The following is a 22,401-nucleotide window of genomic DNA, read 5'->3' on the forward strand; positions in this document are numbered from 1 at the left end:
CCGGAACAACCTGTCGCAATTGCATGTCGCATAAATTGGTAATAAGATTTTACCAATCTGTTGGAGGACCCTCATGGAGATGCCTGTACCGAACGCCGCCCTGCTGGCGAAGAAGGCCGAGGTCGTGGCCCGGCTGCAGGCGGTTCTGCCCGAGGGCTCCGTGATCCATGACCCGGCCGAGACGCGCGCCTACGAGTGCGACGCGCTCACCGCCTACCGCTGCCCGCCGCTCTGCGCCGTGCTGCCCGGCTCGACCGAAGACGTCGCGGCGGTGCTGAAGGTCTGCTCCGAAGAGGGTGTGCCGGTGGTGCCGCGCGGGTCGGGCACGTCGCTCGCCGGCGGCGCGCTGCCGACGGAGGATTGCGTGATCCTCGGCGTGGCGCGGCTGAACGCGGTGCTCGAGACGGACTACGACAATCGCTTCATCAAGGTGCAGACCGGGCGGACCAACCTCTCCGTTACTGGTGCGGTGGAGGCCGACGGCTTCTTCTACGCGCCCGACCCGTCGTCGCAGCTGGCCTGCGCCATTGCTGGAAATATCGCGATGAACTCCGGCGGTGCGCATTGCCTGAAATACGGCGTGACGACGAACAACCTGCTCGGCGTGACGATGGTGCTGATGGATGGTACCGTCGTCGAGCTGGGCGGTGAGCACATGGATGCCGGCGGTCTCGACCTGCTCGGCGTGGTCTGCGGCAGCGAAGGGCAGCTCGGCGTCGTCACGGAGGCGACGCTGCGCATCGTGCCCAAGCCCGAGGGCGCGAAGCCGGTCCTGATGGGCTTCGCCAGCAACGAGGTCGCTGGCGCCTGCGTCAGCGACATCATCCGCGCCGGTGTGCTGCCGGTGGCCATCGAGTTCATGGATCGCCCCTGCATCCGCGCCTGCGAGGCGTTCGCCAGCGCCGGCTACCCCGATTGCGAGGCGCTGCTGATCGTGGAGGTCGAAGGCTCGGATGACGAGATCGCCGAACAGCTCGGCACCATTCTCGCCATCGCCCGCAGTCACGACCCGGTCGAGCTGCGCGAGGCGGCGGACGCGGACGAGGCGGCGCGCATCTGGCTGGGCCGCAAGTCGGCCTTCGGTGCGATGGGGCAGATCAACGACTACATCTGCCTCGACGGCACGATCCCCGTTTCGCGCCTGCCCGAGGTGCTCGGCGGCATCCGAGAGCTGTCGGAGAAATACGGGCTCGAGGTCGCCAACGTCTTCCATGCGGGCGACGGCAACATGCACCCGCTGATCCTGTTCAACGCGAATGCCGACGGTGAGCTCGCCAAGGCCGAAGAGATGGGGGCAGAGATCCTGACGCTCTGCGTCGAGGTCGGTGGCTGCCTGACCGGAGAGCATGGCGTCGGCGTGGAGAAGCGCGACCTGATGCTGGTGCAATACGATCCTGCCGATCTCGAAGCGCAGATGGCGGTGAAGGATGTGTTCGACCCGCAATGGCTGCTGAACCCGGCAAAGGTGTTCCCGCTGGCCTCGTCTGACGCCCGGCGGATGGCGGCCGAATGAGGGGGCTCTGCCCCCGATCGCCGGCGGCGATCTCCCCCGGAATATTTGGAGCCCGAAGAAGACCATGAGACCTGCAAGCGAAGCGGAACTGTCGGCCCTGCTGGCCGAGGCAAACAGGCCCCTGCAGGTGCGCGGCGGCGGCACGCGCGGCATGACGTCGGGCGAGGGCGATGTCATCGAGACCGGCGGTCTGAGTGGCGTCACCCTTTATGAACCGGGCGCGCTGACGCTGGTGGTAAAGGCCGGTACGCCGCTGGAGGACGTCGAAGCCACGCTCGCCGCCGAGAACCAGTGTCTTGCCTTTGAGCCGATGGACCACCGGGCGCTGCTCGGCACCGACGGCGCGCCGACCATCGGCGGTGTCGTGGCAGCCAACATCTCGGGCCCGCGCCGCGTGCAGGTCGGGGCCTGCCGCGACTTCCTGCTGGGCGTGCGCTTCGTGGACGGGTCCGGCACGGTGATCCGCAACGGCGGGCGGGTGATGAAGAATGTCACCGGCTACGACCTGGCCCGGCTGATGGCCGGAAGCTACGGCACGCTCGGTGTACTGACCGAAGTGGCTCTGAAAGTGCTGCCGATGCCGGTGACGCAGGGCCTCGTCTCCATCGACGGCCTGTCGGTCACCGAAGCGGTGCGGGCGATGTCGGCGGCGCTCGGCTCTCCTTTCGAAGTGTCCGGCGCGGCGCGCCTCGCCTCGGGCACGACGATGCTCCGCGTCGAGGGCACCGAGGCGTCGGTCGCCTACCGCATGGGAAGGCTGGCCGAGCTGCTGTCGCCCTTCCGCCGGGTTTCGACCGGCGCAGGCGCCGACTGGACCCGCGTGCGCGACGTCACCGACTGGGCGGGCGGCGCCGACGATGTCTGGCGCCTGTCCGTCAAGCCGTCGGACGCGCCGGGGCTGGTTGACCGCCTGCCGGACGGCGCGGAGGTGATGCTCGACTGGGGCGGCGGGCTGGTCTGGGTTGCCGTCGCACCCGGCACCGACCTGCGCGAGGCGCTCGGCCCGTTCCGGGGCCATGCGACGCGGGTGCGTGGCAGCGGACCGAGTCCGCGCTTCCAGCCCGAAGCACCGGCGGTCGCGAAGCTCTCCGACGGGCTGCGCCGCCGCTTCGATCCGCGCGGCATCCTCAATCCCGGCCTGATGGCCGCCACGGCCTGAGCGACAAGGACAGACATGCAGACGACCTTCACCGACGCGCAGCTCGCCGATCCGGATTTCGCCCGGTCCAACCAGATCCTGCGGGCCTGCGTCCATTGCGGCTTCTGCACGGCCACCTGTCCGACCTACCAGGTGCTCGGCGACGAGCTCGATTCCCCGCGCGGGCGCATCTACCTCATCAAGGACATGCTGGAGAACGAGCGCGTCCCGGACGAGACGACGGTGAAGCACATCGACCGGTGCCTGTCCTGCCTCGCCTGCATGACGACCTGTCCGTCGGGCGTGCACTACATGCACCTCGTCGACCACGCCCGCGCCTATATCGAGGAGAACTACGAACGCCCGCGGCGGGAGCGCGCGTTGCGCTGGATGCTGGCGCGCATCCTGCCGCACCCGCGTCGGTTCCGGCTGGCCCTGCTGGCGGCGAAGGTCGGGCGGCCATTCCGGGCGCTGATGCCCGACGCGCGGCTGAAGGCGATGCTCGACATGGCACCGAAGCGCATCCCGCCGGTGTCGCGCAACGACGATCCGCAGGTCTTCCCGGCCGAGGGCGAACGACTGCGCCGCGTCGCGCTGATGACCGGCTGCGCACAGCGTGCGCTGAACACCGATATCAACGACGCCACCATCCGGCTGCTGCGCCGCATGGGGTGCGAGGTGGTGGTGGCCGAGGGCGCGGGCTGCTGCGGCGCGCTGACCCATCACATGGGCAAGACCGACGAGTCCCACGCCTCTGCCGAGCGCAACATCCGCGCCTGGACCCGCGAGATGGACGGCGAGGGGCTCGACGCCATCGTCATCAACACCTCGGGCTGCGGGACGACGGTGAAGGACTACGGCCACATGTTCCGCGAGGGGCCGCTCGCGGCCCAGGCGAAGAAGGTGTCCGACCTCGCGCTCGACATCTCCGAACTGCTGGCGAAGATCGACCTGCCGGAGGGGGCCGGCAAGGAGATGAAGGTCGCCTATCACTCCGCCTGCTCCCTGCAACACGGACAGAAGGTGAAGGCCGCGCCGAAGCAGTTGCTGGCGAAGGCCGGGTTCACGGTGCTGGAACCGGCGGATGCGCACCTCTGCTGCGGCTCGGCGGGGACCTACAACCTGATGCAGCCGGAGATCTCGGCCAAGCTGAAGGCGCGCAAGGTGGCGACGCTCGAGGCGCTGACGCCGGACGTCATCGCGGCGGGCAACATCGGCTGCATGATGCAGATCGGCGGCGGAACGGTCGTGCCGGTCGTGCACACGGTCGAGCTGCTCGACTGGGCGACCGGCGGACCGAAGCCCCCGGCGATGTGCGGTGAATCGGCCACGGTGACGCCCGAAGTGCCGCGGCTCCGCTAGGGGTCCGCCGCATTCCTGCCGCAATTCGCCGGTAGCTGCGACGCATCCCGAGCGGAGCTCATCCATGCGTTTCAGACTGGCTGCACTGCTGTGCCTCGTCGCGTCCCTTGCCACGGCACAGGAGACGGACCTTCTCGCCCTGCGGACCCTCGACGCCGCGCGCGGCTACGAAGCGGTCGGCCGGATCGAGATCGACGGACGTGGCTTCTGCACCGGCGCGCTGATCGAGGAGGACCTCGTCCTCACGGCCGCGCACTGCCTCTACGATCAGGACAATGGCGAGCGGATCGATCCGACGAAGCTGGAGTTTCTCGCCGGTCTGCGCGACGGACGGGCGCTGGCCTACCGCGGCGTGCGGCGGGCGATCCACCCTGACTCCTATGTCTACAGTGGCACCGCGACGCTCGATAACGTCGCGCTGGACATCGCGCTGCTCGAGCTCGACCAGCCGATCCGATCCACCCAGATCGTGCCCTTCGACCTCGGCGCGGAGCCGCGTATCGGGGAGCCGGTGAGCGTCGTCTCTTACGCCCTCGACCGGGCGGAGGCACCGTCGCTTCAGGAGACCTGCGACGTCATGGGCTCGCAGGACCGGATCCTCGTGATGACCTGCAACGTCGATTTCGGCTCGTCCGGCGCGCCGGTGTTCAGCATCGCCGGTGGCGCGCCCCGGATCGTGTCCGTCGTGTCGGCCAAGGCGCAGGTCGACGAGGGCCGGGTCGCGCTTGGCATGGCCATCGACCAGCCGCTGCGCGCGCTGCGCACGTCGCTCCTCAGCGGGGGTGGCGATTACGGCGGCGTCGAGCAGTCCCGCATCCGGGTTATCCGGCCGGGCGAGGCCGATGGTTCCGACACCGGTGCGAAGTTCCTCCGGCCCTGACGGATCGCGTCGAAATCGTGCTCGGGACGTCTTGATCCCGGGGTTGTCGCTCCCCAGATACCTCTCGCAGGACGCCTGAACGGGTCCTGTTTCAATGGCCGCTCCCGACGCTGGGAGGGCTCAACATAGTGGTATCGCTCAACGGAGGATAATCCATGCGTACGTTCGACCTTGCCCCGCTTTATCGCGGTTCCGTCGGCTTCGACCAGATCGCCGACATGATGGACCGGGTGCTCAGCACCGACACCGGCGGGCAGACCTACCCCCCTTACAACATCGAGAAGACGGCCGAGGACGGCTGGCGCATCTCGATCGCCGCTGCCGGGTTCTCCGACGAGGATCTCAGCGTGGAAGTGCGTGAGAACGCCCTGCTCGTCACCGGCCGCAAGTCCGAAGAAGCGGGTGAGCGCAAGTACCTGCACCGCGGCATCGCCACGCGCGCCTTCGAGCGTCGCTTCACGCTCGCCGACCACGTTCGCGTCCTTGGCGCCAGCCACGTCGACGGCATGCTGCACATCGACCTGAAGCGCGAAGTGCCCGAAGCGCTGAAACCCCGCCGTATCGCGATCACGAAATCCGGCTCCGAGACCGAGACGGAAGTCGTCGACTCGACACCCGTGAACTGAGACCGGTGAACTGAACATCGAAACCAGAGCCAGCCGGCAGCTGGTTTCGGTCGGGGTCGGGGGGAAACCTCCGGCCCTTTTGCATTTCCGACCTGTCATGCGGAGCGCGCTGGCGCGCGCCCCGGGAAGGGGGCTGTCTGCCCCCTCTTGGCCTTCGGCCAATTCACCCCCGAGAATATTTGCCGGCCCGAAGAAGGGCAGGGCCGCGCCTCTTCAGTGGGCGGCGGCCCAGTTCGGACCGTGGCCGGCATCGACGACCAGCGGCACGGCGAAGTCCACGGCGGGCATGGCGGCGCCCTGCATGACGTCGCGGGCGCGCTCCACCAGTGCGTCGACCGCCCCTTCCTCCACCTCGAAGAGAAGTTCGTCGTGGACCTGCAGCAGCATCGTCGCTGGCAGCCCCTCGATCGCGGCGGGCATCCGGATCATCGCGCGGCGGATCACGTCGGCGGCGGTCCCCTGGATCGGCGCGTTGATCGCCGCGCGGCGGGCGAAGCCGGCGCCGGGACCCTTGGCGTTGATCTCGGGCGTGTTGATGCGGCGGCCAAACAGGGTCTGGACGTAGCCGTGCTCCTTCGCGAACTTCACCGTTTCGTCCATGTAATCGCGGATGCCGGGGAAGCGTTCGAAGTAGCGGTCGATGAAGCCCTGCGCGTCCTCGCGCGGGATGCGCAGGTTGCGGGCGAGACCCCAGCCGGAGATGCCGTAGATCACGCCGAAGTTGATCGCCTTGGCCTGGCGGCGCACGTCAGGCGTCATCTCCTCGATCGGCACGTTGAACATCTCCGACGCGGTTGCAGCGTGGATGTCCTGCCCTTCGCGGAACGCCTCGCGCAGGGACTCGATCCCGGCCGTATGGGCGAGGATGCGCAGCTCGATCTGCGAGTAGTCGAGGCTGACCATGACCTTGCCCGGCTCGGCAATGAACGCCTCGCGGATGCGGCGGCCTTCCTCGGTGCGGACGGGTATGTTCTGCAGGTTCGGGTCGGTCGAGGCGAGCCGGCCGGTGTTCGCGCCGGCCTGGCTGTAGCTCGTGTGGACGCGGCCCGTGTCGGGGTTGATATGTTCCTGCAGGCTGTCGGTATAGGTCGACTTCAGCTTGGAGACCTGGCGCCAGTCGAGGATCCGCTTCGGCAGGTCGTGGATCGTGGCGAGGTCTTCGAGGATGTCCGCGCCGGTCGACCAGGCCCCGGTCTTGCCCTTTTTCGGCATCTTCCCGTCGGGCAGGGTCAGGCCCATCTCGTCGAACATGATCTCGCCCAGCTGCTTGGGCGAGCCGACGTTGAAGGAGCGGCCCGCCAGGTCGTGCAGCTCCGCCTCGAGACCCGCCATCTGCTGGGCGAAGGCCGACGACATCCGCGACAGCACCTCGCGGTCGACCTTCACGCCGGAGCGTTCCATCGTTGCCAGCACCGGGATCAGCGGCCGCTCGAGCGTTTCGTAGACGGTGGTGACCCGGTTGCGCCAGAGCTGCGGCTTGAAGGTCTGCCAGAGCCGCAGGGTGATGTCGGCATCCTCGGCGGCATATTTCACCGCATCCTCGAGCGGCACCCGGTCGAAGGTCCGTTGCGCCTTGCCGGACCCGATCAGCGTCTTGATCGCGATCGGCGCGTGGCCGAGGTAGCGCTCGGACAGGTCGTCCATGCCGTGATTGTGCTTGCCCGCGTTCAGCGCGTAGCTCAGCAGCATCGTGTCCTCGATTGGCGCCATGTCGATCCCGTAGCGGGCCAGCACCTTGAGGTCGTACTTCATGTTGTGGGCGATCTTCAGGACGGCCGGATCCTCGAGCACCGGCTTCAGCAGGGCGAGGCACTCGTCCATGTCCATCTGGCCCTCGGCCAGTGCATCGTCGCCGAAGAGATCGCCGGTGCCGTCCGGCCGGTGGGCGAGCGGGATGTAGCAGGCCGCACCCGCGTCGACCGACAGGGAGATGCCGACAAGCTCGGCGCGCATCTCGTTCAGGCTGGTGGTCTCGGTATCGACGGAGACGTGGCCGACCTCGCGGATGCGGTCGATCCAGCGTTGCAGCGCGGCGGCGTCGGCGACGTGTTCGTACTTGGCGTGGTCGAAAGGCAGGGCGTCGGGGCCGTCGGGTTCGTCCGCGGCAGCGGGGGCAGCGCTCGTCTCCTGCATCACCGGCGCCTCGACGCCAAGCTTGTCTGCGATGCGCTTCGTGATCGTGCGGAATTCCATCTCGGCGAGGAAGGCGAGCAGGCGCTCCGCGTCGGGCTCGCGCACTTCGAGGTCGTCGATGGTGAAGGTGAGCGGCGTGTCGCAGTCGAGCTGGACGAGCCGTTTCGACAGTTCGATCTGCTCTCGCTTCTCGATCAGCGTCTGGCGGCGCTTGGGCTGCTTGATCTCCTCGGCACGGTCGAGAAGCTCTTCCAGCGTGCCGAACTCGTTGATGAGCAGGGCCGCCGTCTTGATCCCGATGCCGGGGGCGCCGGGGACGTTGTCGACCGAGTCGCCCGCCAGCGCCTGCACGTCAACCACGCGGTCGGGCGCGACGCCGAACTTCTCGAACACGCCCTCGCGGTCGATGCGCTTGTTCTTCATCGGATCGAGCATCTCGACCCCGTCGCCGACCAGCTGCATCAGGTCCTTGTCGGAAGAGACGATGGTGACCCGGCCGCCAGCCTCGCGCGCCTGGCAGGCGAGGGTGGCGATCATGTCGTCCGCCTCGTAATTCTCCATCTCCTCGCAGGCGATGTTGAAGGCGATGGTCGCTTGCCGGGTCAGCGGGATCTGCGGGCGCAGGTCCTCGGGCATCGCGTCCCGGTTGGCCTTGTACTGATCGTAGAGATCGTTGCGGAAGGTGTGGCTGCCCTTGTCGAAGATCACCGCCACGTGGGTCGCCGCATCCGGCCCGGTGTTGCCGTCGATGTAGCGCTGCAACATGTTGCAGAAGCCCGAAACGGCCCCGACCGGCAGCCCGTCCGACTTCCGCGTAAGCGGCGGAAGCGCGTGGTAGGCGCGGAAGATGAAGGCCGATCCGTCGATCAGGTGCAGGTGGCAGCCCTTGCCGAAAGTCATGGGCGATCTCCTTGGCGGGGTCGCCGGGACATTAATCGGCCATGCCGGCGGCTGCCAGCCGGAAAGGGGCGGCTTGCGCCTCAGTCGGCCTTGTCGGCGACGCTTTCGTGAACGTAGCGCGCGTCGCAGTAGCCACACTCGACGTAGCCCGTCTCGTGCGGGATCTGCAGCCAAACGCGCGGATGGCCGAGCGCGCCGTCGCCGCCGTCGCAGGCAATGCGCCACTGGCTGACGACCTTCGTCTCGGGAACGGGATTTGTCATGGGGCCTCGTCTCGTCCGGTTGCCGTTGCTCGCCCTTCGGCTTACATCGCCACCCGGCGCTGTCAAGCCGCGCCGAGGGAAGGACAACGCATGACCGGCAACGCGATCGAGATCGAAAACCTCCGCAAGACCTACGCCGCCACCCCGCGGACGGAGGCGAAAGAGGCGCTCAAGGGTGTCGACCTCAACATTCCGCAGGGCTCCATCTTCGGGCTGCTCGGCCCCAACGGGGCGGGGAAGTCCACGCTGATCAACATTCTCGCCGGGCTGGTGCTGAAGACCGAGGGCAAGGTGAAGATCTGGGGCTTCGACCAGGACCGCAACCCGCGACAGAGCCGCGCCTCCATCGGGGTGATGCCGCAGGAAGTGAACCTTGATCCCTTCTTCACGCCGCGCGCCTCGCTGGAAGTGCAGGCCGGCCTCTACGGCGTGCCGAAGGCGCAACGCAAGACCGACGAAATCCTCGAGCTGATCGGCCTGACCGACAAGGCCGAGGCCTATTCCCGCTCGCTCTCGGGCGGCATGCGGCGTCGTCTCTTGCTCGGCAAGGCGCTGGTGCACAGCCCGCAGATCCTCGTGCTGGATGAGCCGACGGCAGGCGTCGACATCGAGCTGCGCAACATGCTCTGGCAGAACGTGCGCAAGCTGAACGAGGGGGGGATGACCATCATCCTCACGACGCACTATCTCGAGGAAGCCGAGCAGATGTGCGACGAGATCGCGATCATCAACCACGGTGAAGTGACGGTGCGGGACACGACGGCGAACCTGCTGTCGCGGCTCGACGGCAAGACGATGGTGGTTCAGCCGGACCGTCCGGCGGAGCTGCCCGATCTGCCCGACGGGATCACCGGCGAGAAGACCGCCGACGGCCGGCTGGTGTTCACCTACCAGAGCGGCAAGACCAGCGCGGAGGAAGTGCTGCGCGCGGTCCATTCCGCCGGGATCGGCATCCGCGACGTGAAGACGGAGCAGGCGGACCTCGAGGACGTGTTCCTGTCGCTGACTCGGTCGGTCTGATCGGGCCCCGGCGGGGGTGCGCATCGAGCGCGCACCCTACGGGGCGTTTCGCCGGCCCCTCACCCAACCCTCTCCCCCGAGGGGAGAGGGCTTTGCCGCCTGATCGTCGGGTGCGCGCTTGATCCGCGCCCCTGTGCTCCGCCGGTTTTCATGATTTTCAGGGGTGGCGCATTTTCCCCTCACCCAACCCTCTCCCCCGAGGGGAGAGGGCTTTGCCGCCCGTTCGTAGGGTGCGCGCTTGATGCGCACCCCGGTGCTCCAGCATTTTTCATGAATTTCAGGGGTGGCGCATTTTCCCCTCACCCAACCCTCTCCCCTGGGGGGAGAGGGCTTTGCCGCCCGTTCGTAGGGTGCGCGCTCGATGCGCACCCGCACCTCACCGACCGAACCTACCGCCGACCTTCGCGCAACCAGGCACCGACAACCAGCGAGCCTGCCACCAGCAGGAACAGCCAGGCCGGCAGGACCGGTGTAACCGTGATGTCCGCCGTCAGGTAGGCGCCGCGCGGGATGAAGCCCATCCAGCCGCGTCCCGATGCCGGCCGTCCGGGCCGGACTTCTCGCAGGTCGATCGCGCCATCATCCGCCACGAAGGTGCCGCCGCGCGTGCCCTCGACCAGCGGCGCGAGCGCGTCGCCCGAGGCGATGGTCTGCTCGAACTCTCGCGGCGCCGACGGGCCGAGTGCGATCACCGTCTCTTCCTCGCCGTCCGACAACCGGTAGAGCCCGATCTCGGGCGCCTCCCACGTGGTCGCGAACCGCCCGGGAGAGACCTCCTCAAGCCCGAGCACCGTTTCGGTCCCGTCGGGATGGGTCACGGTGACGTCGTTCACCTCTTCCGACAGGGTCCGCCGGATCACCCGCATCGTCAGGCCGGTCGGCTCCACCCACAGGGCCTCTTCCTCGAGCTCCGGCTCCTTCATCATCCAGTGCGCCAGCCGCCGCAGCAGCTCGAGCTGCGGACCGCCGCCCTCGTAGCCCCGGTTCCAGAGCCAGATCTGATCGGAGGCCATCAGCGCGACCCGGCCTTCGCCGACCCGGTTCAGCACCAGCAGCGGCAGCTCGTCGATGCCTTCCATCAGCACCTGGCTGCCCTCGGGGGCCTCGACCTCGATCTGGCGGAACCAGCGGCCCCAGCCGGGCGCGTCCTCGCCCGTGGCCATCTCGAGCCCCTCGGTCACCGGGTGGCGCTGGCCGAGGTCGGACAGCTCGGGCGTGAAGCCCTGCTCGTAGACCCGCGCGGTCGGAGCGCCGGGGATCACCGACTCGAGGGAGGAGCGGAACAGGGAATCCGCGCTCGCATATTCGGAGCCGGACGACACCAGCAGCGCGCCGCCGTTCTCGACATAGTCCCGGATATTGTCGAGGTAGAGCCCCGGCAGAATGCCGCGCCGCCGGTAGCGGTCGAAGATGATCAGGTCGAACTCGTCGATCTTCTCGAGGAACAGCTCCCGCGTCGGGAAGGCGATGAGCGACAGCTCGTCCACCGGCACGCCGTCCTGCTTGTCCGGCGGCCGCAGGATGGTGAAGTGGACGAGGTCGACCGAGCTGTCGGATTTCAGCAAATTGCGCCACGTCCGCTCGCCCGGATGCGGCTCGCCCGATACCAGCAGCACGCGCAGCCGGTCGCGCACGCCGTTCATCTGCAGCACGGCCGCGTTGTTGCGGTCGGTCAGCTCGCCCTCGGCGGTCGGCGTCTCGAACTGCAGCACGTTGGTGCCGCCATGATCGAGCGTGATGGGCAGTGGCAGGTCCTGGTTCACCGGGACGTCGAACTCCATCGGCGCGCCGCCATCGATCGCGATGGTGAGCGGCACCGAGGCGACACCCGGCGCAGCGCCCTGGTCCTCGATCCGAAGCGTCAGTTCGACGGGCTCGCCGATGATGGCGAAGGACGGCGCGTTCTTGACGATCAGCCGCCGGTCCCAGTCGTCCTCGTGCCCGGTGAGGATGGTGTGCAGCGGCGCGGGCAGCGTCTCGGGCGCCCGTTCGATATCGTGCAGCCGTCCGTCGGTGATCGTGACGATCCCGGCGACGCGCGCGGTTGGCTCCTCGGCCAGCGCCTCCGCCACAGCGGTCATCAGAAGCGTGCCGCCGTCGCCCTCGGCATCGCCGAGCCGGGTGACATGAAGCTCCGTGTTGTCCTGCGCGTCGACCTCGGCCTGCAGCCGGGCGAGCGCCGCCTCCGTCTGGTCGGGCCGGTCAGAGATGCGCTGGCTTGCACTTTCGTCCACCACCGCGACGATGATGTCGGTCAGCGCATCCCGATCCTCCCGCTGGAGCGAGGGATTGGCGATGCCGGCCAGCAGCGCGATGGCGGCGAGCCCGCGCAGCCACCAGCCCGGCATCCGGCGCACGGCGGCGTAGATGACGAACAGTGCAGCCACGCCGGCGGCGATCCACAGCAGGATCTCCGGAACGAGCGGGTCGAGGATCACCGATCCGGTCACGCGACGGCTCCCCTCATCTGGCCAGAAATACTCACGTCGAAGTTCTCCACGAGCGGGACGTCCGCCCTATTGCCCAAGCCTGTCCAGCAGCGCCGGAACATGCACCTGGTCGGATTTGTAGTTCCCCGTCAGCACGTGCATCACGAGGTTCACGCCGAACCGCAGCGAAAGCTCGCGCTGGCGTTCCCCGGCCATGCCACGACCGATCGGGAAGGAGCGGTTGCCGTTCTCGTCGATCGCCCACGCCGCGGCCCAATCGTTGCCGCCGATCACCACCGGGGTCACGCCGTCGTTGAGGTCGCGGAAGGGCATGCCCTCCACTTGCTCGGCACCGGGCGGTGAGGCTTCGACCCAGATGTCGCGGCTGTTGTGACGGCCCGGGAAGTCCTGCAGCAAATAGAAGGTCCGCGTCAGCACGTGGTCCTGCGGCAGCGGTTCGAGCGGCGGAATGTCGAGCGGCCGGGCCAGCGCCTGCAGCCGCCGGCCCTCGGGTGAGCCGGAGCCGAAGCTGGCGAGGTCGGCGTCCCGCGTGTCGAAGACGATCATGCCGCCCGACCGCAAGTAGCGGTTCAGCTTGGCGTAGGCCTCCGCCGAGGGCATCGGCTGGCTTTCGGTGATCGGCCAGTACAGCAGCGGGAAGAAGGCGAGCTCATCCTGCTCGATGTCGACGCCGAGCGGCTCCGCGGGCTCGATCGACGTTCTGCGATAGAGCGTGTCAGAGAGGCCGCGCAACCCGGCGAGGGCGGTTTCGTCGACCTGCGCATCGCCGGTCAGCACATGCGCCAGCACCACTTCCTCAGTGGCGCGCAACGCCAGTTCGTCTCCGCTGTTCGCGGCGGGCTCTTCGATCACCTGCGGCTCCTGCGCCAGCGCGGTCTCGGGCGTTCCAAGGCCGAAGAGCGCGAAGGCGGCGAGTGCGGCGGCGGCGGCGCGCGGCCCGCGAAGGCGGCCCGTCAGCAGCAGCGAGGCGAGGATGTCGGCCAGCAGCAGCGCCAGCGCACCGCCGAGGACCCAGCCCTTGAGGATCGTCTCGCGGACGACCTCCAGCCCGACGACCGGCACGTTCGATGGCCAGCTCGTCGGCGCGAGCGTTTCCTCGGCGCCGATCACGTTGACCGCGACCCGGCGGTCTTCGCCGGCGTAGAGGCCGGGCGGCAGGCCGGCGTCCGGGCGGCCCTCGGCCAGGCGCTCGCCGGATACGCCGGGCAGGGTGCCGGCGTCCTCGATCCGGCCGAAGGCGGTCAGCACCTCTTCGGCGGACCATGTCACGCCGGCGAGCTCCTCTTCCGAGGGGCTGGCGGGGCGGGTGGAAACGGCAAGGCGCTCCAGCATCTCGACGAACAGGCCAGAAAGCGGCAGCGTCGACCATTCGGCATTCGCGGTGACGTGGAACAGCACGATCTGACCCTCGCCCTGGCTCTTGCGGGTGACGAGCGGCGTGCCGTCGGCCAGCTGCGCGATCACCCGGTCCGCGAGCGTCGGGTCCGGCTGCGCCATGACCTGCGCGTTGACGGCGACGTCTTCCGGCACGTCGAGGCCGAAGAAGGGGCTGTCCTCGTCGAACTCGGCAAAGCCCTTTGGCTCGCCCCAGCTCATTGCGCCGCCGACGCTGCGGCCACCGGCCCGGAGGCGGACGGGCATCAGCGGGTCTTCCGACGTGCGGCTGACGTCCGACGCGGCAAGGCGGGTGCCGGCGAAGCGCAACAACATGCCACCGTCTTCGACCCATTCGAGCACGTCCTCGGCCTCGCCCTCGGCCAGCGTTGCGACATCGGCGAAGATGATGACCTCGGGGTTGGCGAGCAGGATGTCCGACAGGTCGCCCTCGATCACGTCGGCGGTCGGCTCCAGCGCCTCGCGCAGGTAGTGCAGCGGGTCGAGCAGTTCGAGCCCCTCACGTTCCGTGCCGCCGGCGATCAGCGCGACTTCGCGCCGTTGCAGCGCGTCGTCGGTCAGGGTCACGGCCCCGGCGGAGCGCACGCCTGTCAGCTCGAACCGGGAGATCCGGTTCCGCAACTCCGGCGGCAGGTCGAGGGAGACCTCGGTTTCGCCGCTGCCGGCCTCCCAACCGATGTCGGTCGTCGCGAGCTGACGCTCCGCTCCGGCGGGGTCCAGGCCGACGGCGGCAAGCGTGCCTTCGCCGGCGATGTCCGTGTCGGCGCGCAGGGCGGTCAGGGAGATCTCCCCCGCCTCGAAGGTCGCGGGGCGCAGGGCCACGACCGGGCGCGGGCTTTCGAACACGGTCACGTCGCCGCGGTCCTGCAGCGCATCGAGCAGATCGTCGCGATAGGGCCAGTCTAGCCCGTCTGACAGCCAGAGCGTGTCGAACCCGCCGTCGAGCGTGTCGGTCCATGCCGTCACGGCCTCGGCGTCGGGGGACCAGGCCTTCGGCTCGAACGAGGGCAGGCTGGTCGCGGCCATGTCGGCGGACTGGAAGTTCGGCCCATCCGGCGGCAAGTCGGTCAGCGAGACGAGCGCGACCGGGCGACCAAGGCGCGTCGCCTCTTCCAGCGCGGCGTCGATCCGGTCGGACCGGCGATCCCAGTCCCGTGCATCGGCCCAGCTTCCGTCGGCAACGATCATCAGCGGGCCGGAGCCCGCGGTCTCTACCTGAGGGTTCAGGACCGGCCCGGCGAAGCCGCCGATCAGCAGCGCCACGGCGATCATGCGCAGCAGCAGCAGCCACCACGGCGTCCGGTCAGACTGGCTCTCCTCGTCCATCAGGCCGAGCAGCAGCGCGACACCGGGGAAGCGGCGGCGAACCGGCGCGGGCGGCACCGCGCGCAGGATCAGCCACAAGAGCGGCAGGATCAGCAGGCCAAGCAGCAGCCAAGGGGCCGCGAATCCGAGGGGGCCAATCGTCCACATCAGTTTCGCCGCTCCAGCGCGCCGTAAATCCAGAGCAGGGCGGAGGCCGCACTGTCGCCGGTGTGATGGGTCAGGAACTGCCAGCCGGTCGTCGACGCCAGCATACGGAGGCGATCCTTCCGCTCGGCCAGCCGCTCGAGGTAGCGGTCACGCAGGTCACCGGCCTTCAGCGTCTCGTGGCGGATACCGCCGGACATGCTTTCGAAGATCGTGCGCCCGTCGAAGGGGAAGCCCTCTTCCTGCGGGTCGAGCACCTGCACCATCGCGCCGCGCACGCCGCGGTCTGCGGCCTTGGTCAGTGCGGCCTCGACCGGCTCCATGTCGCCCATGAAATCGGAAACGAACATCGCCCGGCTGTGCGGCAGCATGCCGGTCGCCTCGGGCGTGCCGTAGTCGACCTCGTCCTGTTCCGACAGCAGCGCGGCCATGCGGGCGAGCTGCGACTCACCGGCACGCGGCGGCAGGCGCAGGCCGGTCAGGCCGACGCGCTCCCCGCCCCGGATCAGCAGGACAGCGGTCGCAAGGCCGAGCAGCCGGGCGCGCTGGCCCTTGGTGGTCCCGTCCTTGAGCGAGCCGAAGGACATCGACGCGGCCTGGTCGATCCAGAGGATGATGCTCTGCGCGATCTGCCATTCGCGTTCGCGCACGAAGGCGCCATCGGCCCGACCGGAGCGGCGCCAGTCGATGGAGCGCGTCTCGTCGAACGGCATCGCGGGGCGGAACTGCCAGAAATTGTCACCCTGTCCCGGCCGCCGCCGGCCGTGCTCGCCGAGCAGGACGGTCGTCGCGAGATGCTCCGCCTCCGCAAGCAGGGGCGGGAAGGGGCCGGCGAGCGCCTCCGCCCCTTGCCGGAGGACGAGCGGGTCGCTCACGCCGCTGCCTCGATCCGCGTGACGCGGGCTGCGACCTCTTCGATCAGGTGGTCGAGGCTTTCGCCCCGGGCTCGGGCCGCGAAGGACAGCGCCATCCGGTGACCGAGCACCGGCAGCGCCATCGAGCGGACGTCCTCCGCGCTGGGCGCGAGCCGGCCGTGCGTCAGGGCCTCGGCCCGCACGGTCATCATCAGCGCCTGCGCGGCACGGGGGCCGGGGCCCCAGCTTACCGCGTTCCTGACGATGTCGGGCGCGCTTTCGTCGTCGGGACGGCAGGCGCGGACGAGGTCGAGGATCATCTCCACCACCGCGTCGCCCACCGGCATCCGGCGCAGCAGCATCTGCGCGTCGAGCAGTTCATCGGCCGTGAAGACGGCATGCACGTCGTCGTCCTGCACGCCGGTCGTGGCGACGAGGATGTCGCGCTCCGTATCGCGGCGCGGGTACTTCACGTCGATCTTCACGAGGAAACGGTCGAGCTGGGCCTCGGGCAGCGGGTAGGTGCCTTCCTGTTCGATCGGGTTCTGCGTGGCGAGAACGTGGAACGGCTTGCCGAGCGGGCGATGCTCACCGGCGACGGTGACCTCGCGCTCCTGCATGGCCTGCAGCAGGGCGGACTGGGTCCGGGGCGAGGCCCGGTTGATCTCGTCCGCCATCAGCAGCTGCGTGAAGACCGGGCCGGGAATGAATCGGAACGACCGGCGGCCGTCCTCGGATGTCTCCAGCACTTCGGAGCCGATGATGTCGGCGGGCATCAGGTCGGGCGTGAACTGGATGCGGTTGGCGTCCAGCCCCATGACCGTGCCGAGCGTGTTCACCAGTCGCGTCTTGCCGAGCCCGGGCACCCCGATCAGCAGCGCGTGTCCGCCGGAGACGAGTGCCGCGAGCGTCAGGTCGACGACCCGTTCCTGCCCGATGAAGCGCTTCGAGATCGACTCCCGCGCGGCTTCCAGCTTCGTGCCGAGGGTTTCGATATCGGCCACGAGGTCGGCGTCGGCGGTCATGGCAAAGAACTCCTGCTGGACTATACTCGACCGCATGGAACCAGATATCCAGCCCAAGCCCAATGCCAAAAGGGGACGCGACACATGGACGTGAAGGTTTCCGCCGACAGCCTCGCGAAATCGGCATCCGCTGCCTCCAAAAAGGGCCTGCCCCCGGTAGAGAAGTGGAATCCGCCGTTCTGTGGCGATCTCGACATGCGTATCGCGCGGGACGGAACGTGGTTCTACCTCGGCACGCCGATCGGTCGGGCGGAACTCGTGCGGCTGTTCTCCACCATCCTTAAGAAAGAGGGGGACGACTACTTCCTCGTCACTCCGGTGGAGAAGGTCGGCATCACCGTCGAGGACGCGCCGTTCGTCGCGGTGGATTTCGAGCCGGTCGAGGGCGGGCTCGAGTTCCTGACCAACGTCGGGGACAAGGCGGTCGCCGGGCCGGATCACCCGATCCGCGTCGTGCGCGACCCCGAAACCGGGGAACCCTCGCCCTACGTCCTGATCCGCCGCAACCTCGAGGCGCTGATCGACCGCAAGAGCTTCTATCGCCTCGTCGAGGAAGGCGAGACGGCGGAGCATGACGGCGCAGACTGGTTCGGCGTGCGCTCCGGCGGGCAGTTTTTCCCGATCATCCCGGCCGCCGACCTGCCCTGACGGACACTCGCGCGTTGGATGGGCGGAGAATTGGCCGTATCAGCGGCTCATGCCTCGATTCTGCGCCAACCTTTCGCTTCTGTTCACCGACTTGCCGATGGTCGAGCGTGTCTCCGCCGCGGCCGCCGCCGGGTTCGAGGCGGTGGAGATCCTCTTTCCCTACGAAGAGAACGCCGCCGAACTCTCCCGTGCCTTGAAAGCCAGTCGTCTCAAGCTCGCCCTCATCAACGCGCCCCCGCCGAACTACGCCGACCCCGAGGGCCCGCGCGGCTTCGCGGCGGTGCCCGCGGCGAAGGACCGGTTCCGCTCCGACTTCCGCCGCACGTTGCGCTATGCCGAAACGCTCGGCGTCGAGCGCATCCACCTGATGGCCGGCGTGGCGGAGGGGGCCGACGCGGCAGCGGTCTTCGCCGACAACCTAGCCTGGGCGGCCGCGACCGCGCCGAACCGGCAACTTACCATCGAGCCGATCAACAGCGACGACATGCCGGGATATTTCCTCGACGATTTCGCCGTCGCAGTCGCCGTGCTTCAGGACATCGGCGCACCGAACCTGTCGCTCCAGTTCGACGCCTATCATGCGCACCGGATCATCGGCGACGTGATCGGCACATGGAACGCGGTTGCGCCGCTCGTCGGGCATGTGCAGGTCGCCGATTTTCCCGGTCGGCACGAGCCGGGCACCGGCGTCATCGACTTCCCGGGCTTCTTCGCGGCAATCGATGCCTCCGGCTACGATGGCTGGGTCAGCGCGGAATATCATCCGCTCAAGTCGACCGAGGCCGGGCTCGGCTGGCGCAAGATCTGACAGCGCCGCGGGACTGCTGACAGAAGGCTGTCAGCAGGGGTATGCCACAAGGGCTCATCGCTTCGAGACATAGGAGATGAGACCATGAGTGAGACAAGACCCATCGTTGCCTGGACCGAGATCCCGGTGATCGACATGGACCGCGGCTGCGACTTCTACGCCAAGGTGTTCGGCTGGACGATGACGCGGGACGACAGCGGGCCCAACCCGATGGCGGTGTTCGACGGGCGCAGCGCCGGGGTCGTCAGCGGCCATATCTATCCTGGCACCCCCGGACAGGGCCCGACGATCCACCTGACAGTGCCCGACACGGTCGAGACCGCCGCCGACCGCTGCACCGCCTCGGGGGGACGGGTGCTCGGCCCCGTGATCTCGATTCCGGCCGGCCGCTTCCAGTATGCCACCGATCCCGACGGCAACTCGATCGGCCTGTTCGAGATGGCGGCCTGATGCGGCGCGCCGACCGTCTGTTCCGGATCGTCCAGCATCTGCGGGGCGGGCGGCTGCTGACGGCGGCGCAACTGGCCGAGAAGCTCGAGGTCACGCCCCGGACGATCTACCGGGACGTGGCCGACCTGATCGGCTCCGGCGTTCCCATCGAGGGCGAGGCCGGGGTCGGCTACGTGATGCGCGCGGGCTATGACCTGCCGCCGCTGATGTTCACCACGGACGAGGTCGTCGCCCTGGTCGCGGGCGCGCGGCTGATCCGGGCATGGGGCGGGCAGGCGATGGCCGCCGCCGCCGAGGAGGCACTCGTGAAGATCGAGACGGTGCTCCCCGACGAGGCCCGCGCCCGCGCCGCGCGCGTGCCGGTCCACTCCATTGCGCATGCGTCCCTGAGCGAGGAGGTCCGCGGCCTGATCGACCGGATCGAGACCGCGTCGACCGACCGGCGGCGCCTGCACCTGGGCTACAGTGATGCCGATGGCCGGGTGACGGAGCGCATCGTCCGCCCGCTCGGCCTCTGGTACTGGGGGAGCGTCTGGACGGTCGTCGCCTGGTGCGAGCTGCGCGAGGATTTCCGCATGTTCCGCCTCGACCGGATCAGCCGCTTCGACTTCGGCGCGCCGTTCCGGGAGGAGAAAGGCAAACGCCTGTCTGATTTCTATCTGACGTGCCCGCGTCCGCCTGAAGGTCCCTGACGAAGACGGGGCGACGTTGCCGCCGCCCCTTCGCTACCGGACAGGTGTCGTTTACTGGTCGAGTGACTGGGCGAGCCGCATCATCTGCACCGCTTCGGAGCGATAGCCGAACGCGTCCTCGCCCCGGTTGTCGTTGGCGAGCGCGATGGCGTCGTCGTAGCCCCAGTCACCGAGGTAGTCGGACCCGCGCAGCAGCTCTCCGAAGCCCGCGATGGACGCGGCGAAGCGAGCCTCGGTTCCCGCCACCGAATCCGGCAGTATTGGTTGCTCGAGAAGCTGCGACGTGTCCTCCCCCGGTTCCTTGTAGCGCAGCTTGAGGAAGCCGAGCTCGTCCGCGTCGCCAGAGACGGTCTGCGGTTCGGAGCCGTAGCGCAGCGGATCGGTCATTCGCGCGTCCGAGCCGATCGGCGTCACCTCGTAGATCGCGGTGACCGAGTGGCCGGCGCCGAGTTCCCCCGCGTCGATCGCGTCGTTGTTGAAGTCCTCGCGTCGCAGGGCGCGTGTCTCGTAGCCGATCAGGCGGTACTCGGCGACGGCGGCGGGGTTGAACTCCACCTGCACCTTCACGTCATCGGCGATCGGGAAGAGCGAGCCGGTGAGCTGGTCCACCAGCACCTTCTGCGCCTCGTTCAGCGTGTCGATATAGGCCGCCGTCCCGTTGCCGTTCTGCGCCAGCGCCTGCATCGTCGCGTCGTCGAGGTTGCCGCGCCCGAAGCCGAGCACCGAAAGGTAGGTGCCGCTGTCGCGCTTCTCCTCGATGTAGTCGGTCAGTTCTCCGGGGTCGTAGATGCCGACGTTGAAGTCGCCGTCGGTGGCGAGGATGACACGGCCGATCTCGCCGTCCTGCATCATCGCCTCCGCCGTGGCGTAGGCCTGCTGCAACCCGCCCTGACCGTTGGTCGAACCCCCCGCCGACAGACGTTGCAGCGCGTCGGTGATCGTCTGCCGCTCGCTCGCGCGGGTCGGCTCGAGCACAACGCCGGCGGAGCCCGCATAGGTCACGATCGCGACTTCATCGTCCGGGCGCAGCTCGGACAGCATCAGGCGGAAGGACTGGATCAGCAGCGGCAGCTTGGTCGCATCCTCCATCGAGCCGCTCGTGTCGATCAGGAAGACGAGATTCAGCGGCGGCCGCTCGGCAAGCGCGGGCATCTCGCCCTGCAGGCCGATGTGGACCAATTGCCGGCCCTCGGCCCAGGGGCTGTCCATCACGCCGATGCTGGCGCGGAACGGCGCTTCGCCGGCCTCCGGCGCGGGATAGTCGTAGGGGAAGTAGTTCACCATCTCCTCGATCCGCACCGCGTCGCGGGGCGGCAGCTGGCCGCGCGACAGCGAGGAGCGCACGATCGACCAGCTCGCCGTGTCGACGTCGATCGAGAAGGTGGAGACGGGCTCTTCGGTCGTGACCTTGACGCTCGACGGGTCGGCTTCGGGGAAGGCTTCGGTGTCCGGCTCCGGCGCCACGAGGGCGTCCCGAGACACACCGCTGCCCATGGGCGCAGGTGGAGCTTCCATGACCATCTCGTCGGAGAATTCGGCGGCGCCGCCATCGAACTGCTGCGCCATGCGGCCGAGCGGGACGGGCGCGACGGCCTGCGGCGAGGGCGGTGCGGTGATCGCAGCGGTGTCCGGGAGGCTCTCGGCCTCTTCCTCGACCATCGGGGCCTCGTCGTCGGACGACATCGCAGACTCAGCCCCGCCGGCGGGGGCGCTGCGCAGTTCGTTCGCGACGACCGGCGCACCGTCGGCCGGGGCCGCCATCGTGGCGACATCGCCTTCGGCGCGCCCGCGCGGGGCGGGGTCCACCTCCGGTACGTTGAGGACGACCGGCTCCTCCGGCGCTTTCGGCGCTTCCGGCACAGCCTGTCCCATCGGCAGAACCGGGCGCAAAAGATCGCGCCCCTGCGGCGTCAGGACAAGGACACAGCCGGCGAATACGGCAGTCGAGGCGACCAGTGCCCCACGTGTGGAAATATTGGCAAACATTGATTTCACTCCTGCAATAAAGCCCCTCGGGGCATCGGCAGGAGTAGGACGCCCCTCGGCGGACGATCCTTGGCGCGCGGCGAAACTTTCCGCCGCGAGGCGCAGCGTCTCCGCCCGCCGCGCCGGGTCGGGGCGCGGGGTCGCGGCAGTCATTGCCGCTTTCAGCTCTTCGATGTCGTCGGGGCGGGTCATTCCGCCTCCTCCTTCTCTCTCAGGGCGCGCAGGCGCTTGCGGATCTCGGACATGCGCCAGCTGACGGTGCCCTCGGTCACGCCGAGCACCTCGGCGGCCTCGGCATGGGTCACCTCGTCGAGCACCAGCGCGAGCGTGTCGCGCAACTCGTCGGGGAGGGCGCTCATTGCGCGGGTCAGCCAGTCGAGCCGCTCCGCCGACTCGTCGTTGTCGGCCTGCCGGGTCAGTTCCCAGTCGCCCCAGCCCTCTGTCGCCTTCACGTAGGTCGCGGCGCGCCGACGCCGGTCGTGGGCGGCGTTGACCGCGACTCGGTAGAGCCACGTCGTCACCTTCGCCTGACGGCGATAGCCCGACAGCTTGCCGGGCAGGGCGGCGCAGATGTCCTGTGTCAGGTCCTCGGCCTCGGCGCGGGACCCGGTGAGGCGGAAGCAGAGCGAGAACAGCCGGTCGTACTGCCGCTCGAGCAGCAGGGCGAAAGCCGCCCCGTCACCGCCGGCGGCCGCCAGGGCCAGGTCCTCGTCGCTCGTCTTCATGCGCATCACGTGACTTGGACGCGCGAGCGCGGTCAATCCTTGGCGGGTCGGGGGGAGAATTAT

At 68.7% G+C, this 22,401-nt stretch carries 18 protein-coding genes; 10 read left to right on the forward strand and 8 right to left on the reverse strand.

Annotated features, from left to right (window positions below; all coding sequences use genetic code 11):
• Nucleotides 1-73 precede the first annotated feature (73 nt).
• From I8N54_RS02470 to I8N54_RS02490, 5 genes are all read left to right on the forward strand, one after another.
• Nucleotides 74-1,513, forward strand: a complete 1,440-nt coding sequence (locus I8N54_RS02470) for an FAD-linked oxidase C-terminal domain-containing protein (RefSeq protein ID WP_140194088.1) — start codon at nt 74-76, stop codon at nt 1,511-1,513.
• 64 nt (nt 1,514-1,577) lie between these two features.
• A complete protein-coding gene (locus I8N54_RS02475) occupies nt 1,578-2,672 on the forward strand; it encodes an FAD-binding protein (protein ID WP_140194087.1) in 1,095 nt (364 codons plus the stop codon).
• 15 nt (nt 2,673-2,687) lie between these two features.
• Nucleotides 2,688-4,013 carry a glycolate oxidase subunit GlcF gene (glcF, locus tag I8N54_RS02480; RefSeq protein ID WP_140194086.1) on the forward strand — a complete coding sequence of 442 codons (1,326 nt, stop codon included), beginning with the start codon at nt 2,688-2,690 and terminating at the stop codon, nt 4,011-4,013.
• Nucleotides 4,014-4,077: 64 nt separating this feature from the next.
• Complete coding sequence (locus I8N54_RS02485; RefSeq protein ID WP_140194085.1) at nt 4,078-4,893, forward strand: trypsin-like serine peptidase; 816 nt, start codon at nt 4,078-4,080, stop codon at nt 4,891-4,893.
• A gap of 155 nt (nt 4,894-5,048) precedes the next feature.
• A complete protein-coding gene (locus I8N54_RS02490; RefSeq protein ID WP_140194084.1) occupies nt 5,049-5,519 on the forward strand; it encodes an Hsp20 family protein in 471 nt (156 codons plus the stop codon).
• Nucleotides 5,520-5,732: 213 nt separating this feature from the next.
• Here I8N54_RS02490 and polA read toward each other — a convergent pair whose 3' ends face one another.
• Both polA and I8N54_RS02500 read right to left on the reverse strand, forming a co-directional pair.
• On the reverse strand, nt 5,733-8,552 hold the full coding sequence (gene polA, locus I8N54_RS02495; protein WP_140194083.1) for a DNA polymerase I: 2,820 nt from the start codon (nt 8,550-8,552) through the stop codon (nt 5,733-5,735).
• Nucleotides 8,553-8,632: 80 nt separating this feature from the next.
• On the reverse strand, nt 8,633-8,815 hold the full coding sequence (locus I8N54_RS02500) for a zinc-finger domain-containing protein (protein ID WP_140194082.1): 183 nt from the start codon (nt 8,813-8,815) through the stop codon (nt 8,633-8,635).
• 90 nt (nt 8,816-8,905) lie between these two features.
• On the opposite strand from I8N54_RS02500, the gene I8N54_RS02505 reads away from it, so the two are divergent.
• Nucleotides 8,906-9,835, forward strand: coding sequence for an ABC transporter ATP-binding protein (locus tag I8N54_RS02505; protein ID WP_140194081.1), 930 nt, complete (start codon nt 8,906-8,908; stop codon nt 9,833-9,835).
• A 389-nt stretch (nt 9,836-10,224) separates the two neighbouring features.
• Here I8N54_RS02505 and I8N54_RS02510 read toward each other — a convergent pair whose 3' ends face one another.
• The 4 genes from I8N54_RS02510 to I8N54_RS02525 form a co-directional block, all read right to left on the reverse strand.
• The gene (locus tag I8N54_RS02510) at nt 10,225-12,285 is read right to left on the reverse strand and encodes a hypothetical protein (RefSeq protein ID WP_140194080.1); all 2,061 of its coding nucleotides are present in this window, start codon (nt 12,283-12,285) and stop codon (nt 10,225-10,227) included.
• Nucleotides 12,286-12,351: 66 nt separating this feature from the next.
• Nucleotides 12,352-15,153 (reverse strand): DUF4159 domain-containing protein, encoded by a 2,802-nt coding sequence (locus tag I8N54_RS02515; protein ID WP_140194079.1) that lies wholly within the window; start codon nt 15,151-15,153, stop codon nt 12,352-12,354.
• On the reverse strand, nt 15,153-16,025 hold the full coding sequence (locus tag I8N54_RS02520) for a DUF58 domain-containing protein (RefSeq protein WP_140194078.1): 873 nt from the start codon (nt 16,023-16,025) through the stop codon (nt 15,153-15,155). The genes I8N54_RS02515 and I8N54_RS02520 overlap by 1 nt, the downstream gene beginning before the upstream one ends.
• Complete coding sequence (locus I8N54_RS02525) at nt 16,022-17,029, reverse strand: AAA family ATPase (RefSeq protein ID WP_140194077.1); 1,008 nt, start codon at nt 17,027-17,029, stop codon at nt 16,022-16,024. The genes I8N54_RS02520 and I8N54_RS02525 overlap by 4 nt, the downstream gene beginning before the upstream one ends.
• An 84-nt stretch (nt 17,030-17,113) precedes the next feature.
• Between I8N54_RS02525 and I8N54_RS02530 the strand changes: the two genes are divergently transcribed.
• The 4 genes from I8N54_RS02530 (at nt 17,114) to I8N54_RS02545 (ending at nt 19,627) form a co-directional block, all read left to right on the forward strand.
• A complete protein-coding gene (locus I8N54_RS02530) occupies nt 17,114-17,677 on the forward strand; it encodes a DUF1285 domain-containing protein (RefSeq protein ID WP_140194076.1) in 564 nt (187 codons plus the stop codon).
• A gap of 49 nt (nt 17,678-17,726) precedes the next feature.
• Nucleotides 17,727-18,485 (forward strand): hydroxypyruvate isomerase family protein, encoded by a 759-nt coding sequence (locus I8N54_RS02535; RefSeq protein ID WP_140194075.1) that lies wholly within the window; start codon nt 17,727-17,729, stop codon nt 18,483-18,485.
• An 84-nt stretch (nt 18,486-18,569) separates the two neighbouring features.
• Nucleotides 18,570-18,935, forward strand: a complete 366-nt coding sequence (locus I8N54_RS02540; RefSeq protein ID WP_140194074.1) for a VOC family protein — start codon at nt 18,570-18,572, stop codon at nt 18,933-18,935.
• Nucleotides 18,935-19,627 carry a helix-turn-helix transcriptional regulator gene (locus I8N54_RS02545; protein WP_140194073.1) on the forward strand — a complete coding sequence of 231 codons (693 nt, stop codon included), beginning with the start codon at nt 18,935-18,937 and terminating at the stop codon, nt 19,625-19,627. The genes I8N54_RS02540 and I8N54_RS02545 overlap by 1 nt, the downstream gene beginning before the upstream one ends.
• 51 nt (nt 19,628-19,678) lie before the next feature.
• Here I8N54_RS02545 and I8N54_RS02550 read toward each other — a convergent pair whose 3' ends face one another.
• Nucleotides 19,679-21,805 (reverse strand): VWA domain-containing protein, encoded by a 2,127-nt coding sequence (locus tag I8N54_RS02550; RefSeq protein WP_140194072.1) that lies wholly within the window; start codon nt 21,803-21,805, stop codon nt 19,679-19,681.
• Nucleotides 21,802-22,338: an RNA polymerase sigma factor gene (locus tag I8N54_RS02555; RefSeq protein ID WP_197097531.1), complete on the reverse strand. Its 537-nt coding sequence runs from the start codon at nt 22,336-22,338 to the stop codon at nt 21,802-21,804. The genes I8N54_RS02550 and I8N54_RS02555 overlap by 4 nt, the downstream gene beginning before the upstream one ends.
• Nucleotides 22,339-22,401 lie beyond the last annotated feature (63 nt).

The sequence above is a fragment of the Pelagovum pacificum genome, assembly GCF_016134045.1.
GTDB classification, from domain to species: domain Bacteria; phylum Pseudomonadota; class Alphaproteobacteria; order Rhodobacterales; family Rhodobacteraceae; genus Oceanicola; species Oceanicola pacificus_A.

Bases quoted from the DNA above. Each gene is read 5' to 3' on its own strand.
- glcF (WP_140194086.1), top strand. From the start codon at position 2,688: ATGCAGACGACCTTCACCGACGCGCAGCTCGCCGATCCGGATTTCGCC.
- polA (WP_140194083.1), bottom strand. From the start codon at position 8,552: ATGACTTTCGGCAAGGGCTGCCACCTGCACCTGATCGACGGATCGGCC.
- I8N54_RS02545 (WP_140194073.1), top strand. From the start codon at position 18,935: ATGCGGCGCGCCGACCGTCTGTTCCGGATCGTCCAGCATCTGCGGGGC.
- I8N54_RS02540 (WP_140194074.1), top strand. From the start codon at position 18,570: ATGAGTGAGACAAGACCCATCGTTGCCTGGACCGAGATCCCGGTGATC.
- I8N54_RS02535 (WP_140194075.1), top strand. From the start codon at position 17,727: ATGCCTCGATTCTGCGCCAACCTTTCGCTTCTGTTCACCGACTTGCCG.
- I8N54_RS02490 (WP_140194084.1), top strand. From the start codon at position 5,049: ATGCGTACGTTCGACCTTGCCCCGCTTTATCGCGGTTCCGTCGGCTTC.
- I8N54_RS02515 (WP_140194079.1), bottom strand. From the start codon at position 15,153: ATGTGGACGATTGGCCCCCTCGGATTCGCGGCCCCTTGGCTGCTGCTT.
- I8N54_RS02555 (WP_197097531.1), bottom strand. From the start codon at position 22,338: ATGAAGACGAGCGACGAGGACCTGGCCCTGGCGGCCGCCGGCGGTGAC.
- I8N54_RS02485 (WP_140194085.1), top strand. From the start codon at position 4,078: ATGCGTTTCAGACTGGCTGCACTGCTGTGCCTCGTCGCGTCCCTTGCC.
- I8N54_RS02550 (WP_140194072.1), bottom strand. From the start codon at position 21,805: ATGACCCGCCCCGACGACATCGAAGAGCTGAAAGCGGCAATGACTGCC.
- I8N54_RS02470 (WP_140194088.1), top strand. From the start codon at position 74: ATGGAGATGCCTGTACCGAACGCCGCCCTGCTGGCGAAGAAGGCCGAG.
- I8N54_RS02530 (WP_140194076.1), top strand. From the start codon at position 17,114: ATGGACGTGAAGGTTTCCGCCGACAGCCTCGCGAAATCGGCATCCGCT.
- I8N54_RS02500 (WP_140194082.1), bottom strand. From the start codon at position 8,815: ATGACAAATCCCGTTCCCGAGACGAAGGTCGTCAGCCAGTGGCGCATT.
- I8N54_RS02525 (WP_140194077.1), bottom strand. From the start codon at position 17,029: ATGACCGCCGACGCCGACCTCGTGGCCGATATCGAAACCCTCGGCACG.
- I8N54_RS02475 (WP_140194087.1), top strand. From the start codon at position 1,578: ATGAGACCTGCAAGCGAAGCGGAACTGTCGGCCCTGCTGGCCGAGGCA.
- I8N54_RS02505 (WP_140194081.1), top strand. From the start codon at position 8,906: ATGACCGGCAACGCGATCGAGATCGAAAACCTCCGCAAGACCTACGCC.